This is a genomic window from Pseudoflavonifractor sp. 60, from assembly GCF_009911645.1.
Lineage (GTDB): Bacteria > Bacillota > Clostridia > Oscillospirales > Oscillospiraceae > Lawsonibacter.
The window spans coordinates 21,568-27,567 of the sequence record NZ_QWKI01000177.1; the positions used below are offsets into that span (position 1 = coordinate 21,568).

The window sequence follows — 6,000 nt, forward strand, 5'->3', positions numbered from 1 at the left end:
AACGCGGCAGAGTGCCAGGAAGGTTGAATCACCTCCTGGCGCTTTGTTTTGTCGTTTCTTGCTGAATTTTCCCGCTCACTGGTACGACGCCCGTGCTCCGCCTTGGAAATCTGAACCTGAACTTGAATCCAACCTGCTTTCAGATTTCGGAGGTGCATAATCAGAAAAATTCAATCAAAAAAATTTATTCACGACGCCACTGGCTGTCGTTGTTACCTCTTACCATTGTCCACAGAGCGCAATGGGAAGGGGGTGAACGTATGAGTCCCAGCGAACGACGGCAAGAGCTGCTGGAGTTGTTGTGCTTGAGAAGGCACGATACATACGGCAATCTGGCACAAGAGTTTAATGTCTCAAAGCGAACAATCTGCCGGGATGTCGCGGTACTCATGTGTTCTTACCCTGTTGAGACTGTCTGCGGGCGCTTTGGCGGTGGGGTCAGAGTGATGGATGGTTATTACTACCATCATAAATCCCATGCCAGAAGAAGTCTTAACCAAACGCAGACTGCACTTCTCAGAAGCCTGAGAGATCAGCTTGCGGGTGAGGACCGCGACACGATCAACAGTATCCTCGTCCAGTTCGCTCCCTGACGCAAATCCCCAGCACCTTGACAAACAGCGGGACAAACTCCCGCTCATATTCAGTATGTAAGTGCTGCATCCTGCATCAGCCGCACAATCGCCAAGACTGCCTGCGGGCCGGGGGACGAACGAAAGGGGGTGGACCCTCGTTCCCTGCTCGTCAAAACGATAGAAAGATGTATGTTGTAAAGGGTGAATGTGAGATTTCGCCTAATACAACATAGCGGCTTGCTCGTTTGTGGTGAATGACGGTGCTATGGGAGGGGGTGATACCAATATCCGCACAACTTCGAGCGACAAATTGTCGCTCGAAGTATATCCGAGGGGCGGTGTCATGTTTTTTGAAATGGGACTGTCATGCCATTAGCCTGTTTTTTTAGATTTCGCCCATAATATACTTGGGAGAACGATGGTATTCGCTTGTCAGAAACGTGAGCGACAAATGTCGGTCACGTTACACCAAAATCAAGTGTGCATTCTGCACTTCTGATTTCATCTTGCATTTTTGCAATTTTTCAGAACAGAACGGCCTAATCTTGCATTATCGCCATATTTTTGCGGTCATGGCCAATTTGACCGTATAATAGAGATGGGCGAACAAACCGGGCCGCTCCAAGAAATTTTCAAATTCTCTTTGAAAATGGTTCCGCTTTACCCCCGGTTTTTCTCCTATAAGTGAGAGGATGATTTGGATGCTGTGAAAACTAACGTCCTTTCACGACAAAAGTACATAGGCACTCAAGCCAGCTTTCGACTGCAAATGACATTACGCAGCCGGGGGCTGGCTTTCTGTTTGCCTGGAACGTCTGCCACCATCATATTACGGGTTGCGTCCTACCGCAAGAAAGGAAGGCCAATATAGCTACAATTCAACCAGCAGAGGCGAAAACTGCCACCATTTACCGCCGCATCGGTTCCACTACCTACAAAGTCAGAGTTCATTTCAGCGACACCGCCCAGGAGACAATCAATGACAAAATTCTGCGTTTAATTCAGCGCGAAGCCGTGACAAACGGTGCTGACTGTGGTATAATAGGCACACCACAAACGAGCCAGCCGCTTGAAGGGAGTTCGCTATGAGCGAGAAGCGGTTGGAGCAGGAGAAAATCACGGCATTATATGAGAGATTGTCCCATGACGATGAATTGATTGGGGACAGCAACTCGGTCGTGAATCAAAAGGCCATGTTGGAAAGCTACGCCGCCCAGCATGGTTTCACAAATTGCGTCCATTACACGGATGACGGATGGAGCGGGGCCAATTTTGAGCGGCCCAGTTGGAAACGGCTTGTGGCGGACATTGAGGCCGGGAAGGTCGGCTGCGTGATCGCCAAGGACATGAGCCGGGTCGGGAGAGATTACCTGCAAACAGGATTTTATACGGAAATCCTGTTTAGGGAGAAGGGTGTTCGGTTTATCGCTATTTCCAACGGTGTGGACAGTTTTGACCACAATTCGGGGGAATTTGCGCCCTTTTTGAACATCATGAATGAGTGGTACGTCCGGGACTGTAGCCGGAAACAGAAAGCGCAGTATCAGGTGCGTGGACGGTCCGGCAAGCCCGTCACCAACACGATCCCCTACGGGTTCAAGAAGGACCCGGAGGAAAAGCACCATTGGCTGGTGGACGAAGAAGCGGCGGATGTTGTGCGCCGCATTTTTCGGTTGAGCGTGGAGGGCAAAGGCCCTCTTTCGATTGCCAGAACGCTGATGGAGGATAGGGTGGAACGTCCCTCCTACTATCTCGCCCAACGGGGCCGGGGAACGTGCCAGAGTAAAACGGATATGTCTCGTCCCTATGACTGGACGGATGCCACGATTCGGGACATTCTTGCCAAGCCGGAGTATATGGGGCATACCGTCAACTTCCGCGCCTATAAGCCCTCCTATAAGGACAAGAAGATGATAAAACGTCCCCCGGAGGAATGGCTGATTTTTGAGAACACCCACGAAGCTATTGTGGATGCGGAGACGTGGAAACTTGCCCAGCGGTCACGGCAGACGGTACGCCGGACAGACACCACGGGTGAGGCTAATCCCCTGACTGGGCTGATGTTCTGCGCCGACTGTGGAGCCAGAATGTATAATCATAAGCGGGGCGGCAGGGCATTAAGGGAGGGCTGGAAGCCTGACCCGGAAAGCGGTCTTTACGCTGGCGATAATTATAATTGCGCCACTTATATGCTGACCGCCAAACAGTCAGAGCAGAAGTGTTGTAGCCACTATATATCCACGAAAGCGGTTCGGGCGTTGATATTGGATACCATCCGAACAGTCAGCGCCTATGCGATCTCCGATGAAAAGGGCTTTGTCGAGAAGATTCGCGCCGCCTCCCAGCTTCGGCAGGACAACGCCGCGAAGGAGTTGAAGCGCAAGCTGAACCGGGACCGCAAACGGTCCGCAGAACTGGACGGGCTGATAAAGAAGCTCTATGAATCCTTTGCCACGGGCAGTCTGACGGAGAAGCGGTTCAAGCTGCTGTCGGACGGGTATGAGCGTGAGCAGGAGGAATTGGATGCGGCGATTGAGCGGGAACAGGCAGAACTTGATGCGTTCAACGCCGATACAGACCGGGCCGATCAATTCCTGGAGTTGGTCAAGCGGTACACCGATTTTTCGGTGCTGACCACGCCGATGATTTTTGAGTTTGTGGACAAGATCGTTGTCCATGCGCCGGATAGGTCCAGCGGCGAACGGGTGCAGGAAGTTGATATTTATTTGAAGTTCATCGGCAAGTTTGATGTGCCTATCCCGGAGCCTACACCGGAGGAACTGGCAGAACAGGAGCGGTTGCGGAAGAAACGGGAAAAGCAGAGGGAATACTCAAGGCGTTCCCGCGAGAAAAAGAAACAGGCGAAAGCTCAGAGTTGAATATACTGTACCAGAGGGCGGTTTGCGTCAAGCAGACCGCCCTTTTTGCATCTTGAATTTCAATCCATGTGAAATCAGCGAACAAAACAGCGTCAGAATTGCGATTTTTCATGGAAACACGCAACGCTGGACAGCGAACACGGTACGTTGTCCTCTGCTGGTTTTCACGGTTTCGCATGGCTTCACGCTGAACGCTGAAATCCGCTGTGCGCTCCTGTAGCCTGGGCATTGTGAACAGCTTGCCCAGGCCGCTGGGAGCGTTTTCAAATTCTACGCCGGATGGCGAATACGATTATCGAAGGAGATATGATTATGAATATCAGGAACGAAATCAAAGCCTACATTGTCCGTGAGGGCTTCACCATGAGCGAGTTGGTGGAAAAGCTGGCGGAACAGTACGGATGGAGCCCCAGCGTCCCCAACCTCTCTGACAAGCTGCGCCGGGAATCCCTGCGCTACAAGGAGGCGGTGGAACTGGCTGACGCTCTCGGCTATGACCTCGTTTGGCAGAAGCGGAAATAAGGAGGACTATGGCGAAAGAGAAAACCAGCGGTATCTATTTCAAAGTTACAGACGAGGAACGGAGGTTGATCGAGCAGAGGATGGCGCTGATGGGCGTTCACAACATGAGCGCCTACATTCGGAAGATGTGTATTGACGGCTACATTGTCCAACTGCAAATCAAGGAACTGGACGAGTGTGCCAAGCTCCTGCGGTATACCTCCAACAATGTGAATCAGATTGCCCGCCGGGTCAATTCCGGCGGCGGGGTCTATCCCGACGAGGTGGACGAGATCACCGCAAAGCTGACGGAGGCCAGCGGGCTGTTCGGGAGCATTTTGGAGCAGCTATCGAAAATTCAATGACAGTCTGGTGGTGGGCGAAGATTTTTCGCTCACCACCATTTTCTTTTGAGGGGAGGTTTTGAAGATAGCGACAACACGATTGATGCCGCTGCATAGTGGCAAGGGCCGGACCGTGGCCGAAGCCCTGGGCCGGGTGACGGACTATGTAGAGAATCCAGAGAAAACCAACGGCGGCGATTTGGTCACGGCCTACCAATGTAACCCGTCCATTGCTGACCAGGAGTTTCTATTTTCTAAGCGGCAGTATGCCGCCATTACCGGCAGGGAACGGAAGGACAATGATGTGATTGCTTACCATCTGCGGCAGTCCTTCAAGCCGAGGGAGATTACGCCGGAACTGGCGAACAAAATCGGCTATGACCTCGCTATGTCGCTGACGAAGGGCAAACACGCTTTTATCGTCTGCACCCACGTTGACAAACACCACATTCATTCTCATATCGTGTTCAACTCAACTGCCCTGGATTGCACTCGGAAATTCCGAAACTTCTGGCGGTCCTCATTCGCAGTTCGGAGAATCTCCGATATGCTGTGCCTTGAAAATGGCCTGTCGGTGATTGCGGAGCCGAAACCCAGCTGGGGCAGCTACGGCATATGGTTAGGTGAGGGCAAGCCTCCTACCATCCGGGAGCAGTTGGAGCAGATCATCGACACCGCCCTCGGTCAAGGCTGCAAGGATTTTGACAGCTTCCTCGCCGCCATGAAAACGGCGGGAGCGGAGGTTAAGCGGGGCAAATATCTGGCGTTCAAAATCCCAAACGGTAAACGGTTCATCCGCTGCGATTCTCTTGGTGACGATTACACCGAAGCGGCGATTATAGAGCGAATTTCCGGCAAGCGAATTGTCGCTCCCAAAGCAAGAGCGGCAGCATCCTCCAAGCCGAATATGCTCATTGATATTCAAGCCAGGATGCAGAAAATCAACTCTCCTGGGTTTGAGCATTGGGCAAAGATTTTCAATCTCAAAGAGATGGCAAAGACCGTTATGTACTTGCAGGAGAACCATCTGACCGACTTGGGAGAATTGGAAAAAGCCTGTGATGCGGCAGTTCAGAAATTCAACGATTTAGCTGACCAGTCGAAAGCCGCCAGTGCAAGAATGAAAGATATTTCTGAACTGCAAAAGCAGATCGGAACCTACGGTAAGACACGGGAGATTTACGCACAGTATCGGAAATTGACGGGCAGGAAAAGAGAAAATTTTTATGAACAGCATAGCAGTGAAATCACGGCCTGTCAAGCGGCGAAGCGGTACTTTGATTCTCTCGGTTTGAAAAAGCTGCCGTCTATGCAATCGCTGAAACAGGAGTATGCCATGTTGCAGGCCGAGAACAAACAATGGTATCCAGAGTACAAGCAGGCAAAGGCAAAAATGATAGAACTGCTCACCGCCAAAAACAACGTGGAGCGGATTTTAGGCGTGACGGGAAAAGAGAAAAATCGTGACCGCCAGCAGGAGGCGCGTTGAAGATTTTTCTCTCCCTGCGGGTAACAGCAGACGCCGAAGGCGGCTTAAAAAACCGGGCGCACTTGCGCCCGGTTTTACAGGGGTTTGGGGGCGGTCAGCCACCAACAAGCACGCGCCGGGTATATACCGGCGCATTGCTTGCTACAATGGTGACACCCCCAAAACGGGGGAAGATGACCGCCCTATGCAGCGGCCCATACCCAAGCTACAAT

General features: G+C 51.9%; 6 protein-coding genes. All 6 read left to right on the forward strand.

From position 1 onward, the window contains the following. The first annotated feature begins 260 nt into the window (after positions 1-260). The 6 genes from D1646_RS18320 (at position 261) to D1646_RS18345 (ending at position 5,788) form a co-directional block, all read left to right on the forward strand. On the forward strand, positions 261-593 hold the full coding sequence (locus D1646_RS18320) for an HTH domain-containing protein (RefSeq protein WP_160637843.1): 333 nt from the start codon (positions 261-263) through the stop codon (positions 591-593). A 900-nt stretch (positions 594-1,493) separates the two neighbouring features. Beyond that, positions 1,494-1,664 carry a transposon-encoded TnpW family protein gene (locus D1646_RS24040; RefSeq protein WP_347565250.1) on the forward strand — a complete coding sequence of 57 codons (171 nt, stop codon included), beginning with the start codon at positions 1,494-1,496 and terminating at the stop codon, positions 1,662-1,664. Beyond that, complete coding sequence (locus D1646_RS18330; RefSeq protein ID WP_160637844.1) at positions 1,661-3,454, forward strand: recombinase family protein; 1,794 nt, start codon at positions 1,661-1,663, stop codon at positions 3,452-3,454. Before D1646_RS24040 ends, D1646_RS18330 begins: the two co-directional genes overlap by 4 nt. Positions 3,455-3,760: 306 nt before the next feature. Beyond that, positions 3,761-3,976: an LLM class flavin-dependent oxidoreductase gene (locus D1646_RS18335; protein WP_160637845.1), complete on the forward strand. Its 216-nt coding sequence runs from the start codon at positions 3,761-3,763 to the stop codon at positions 3,974-3,976. A gap of 8 nt (positions 3,977-3,984) precedes the next feature. Then, complete coding sequence (mobC, locus tag D1646_RS18340) at positions 3,985-4,320, forward strand: plasmid mobilization relaxosome protein MobC (RefSeq protein WP_160637846.1); 336 nt, start codon at positions 3,985-3,987, stop codon at positions 4,318-4,320. Between the two features lie 64 nt (positions 4,321-4,384). Further along, the gene (locus tag D1646_RS18345) at positions 4,385-5,788 is read left to right on the forward strand and encodes a relaxase/mobilization nuclease domain-containing protein (RefSeq protein WP_160637852.1); all 1,404 of its coding nucleotides are present in this window, start codon (positions 4,385-4,387) and stop codon (positions 5,786-5,788) included. Positions 5,789-6,000: the final 212 nt, after the last annotated feature.

Bases quoted from the DNA above. Each gene is read 5' to 3' on its own strand.
- D1646_RS18335 (WP_160637845.1), top strand. From the start codon at position 3,761: ATGATTATGAATATCAGGAACGAAATCAAAGCCTACATTGTCCGTGAG.
- D1646_RS18330 (WP_160637844.1), top strand. From the start codon at position 1,661: ATGAGCGAGAAGCGGTTGGAGCAGGAGAAAATCACGGCATTATATGAG.
- D1646_RS18320 (WP_160637843.1), top strand. From the start codon at position 261: ATGAGTCCCAGCGAACGACGGCAAGAGCTGCTGGAGTTGTTGTGCTTG.
- mobC (WP_160637846.1), top strand. From the start codon at position 3,985: ATGGCGAAAGAGAAAACCAGCGGTATCTATTTCAAAGTTACAGACGAG.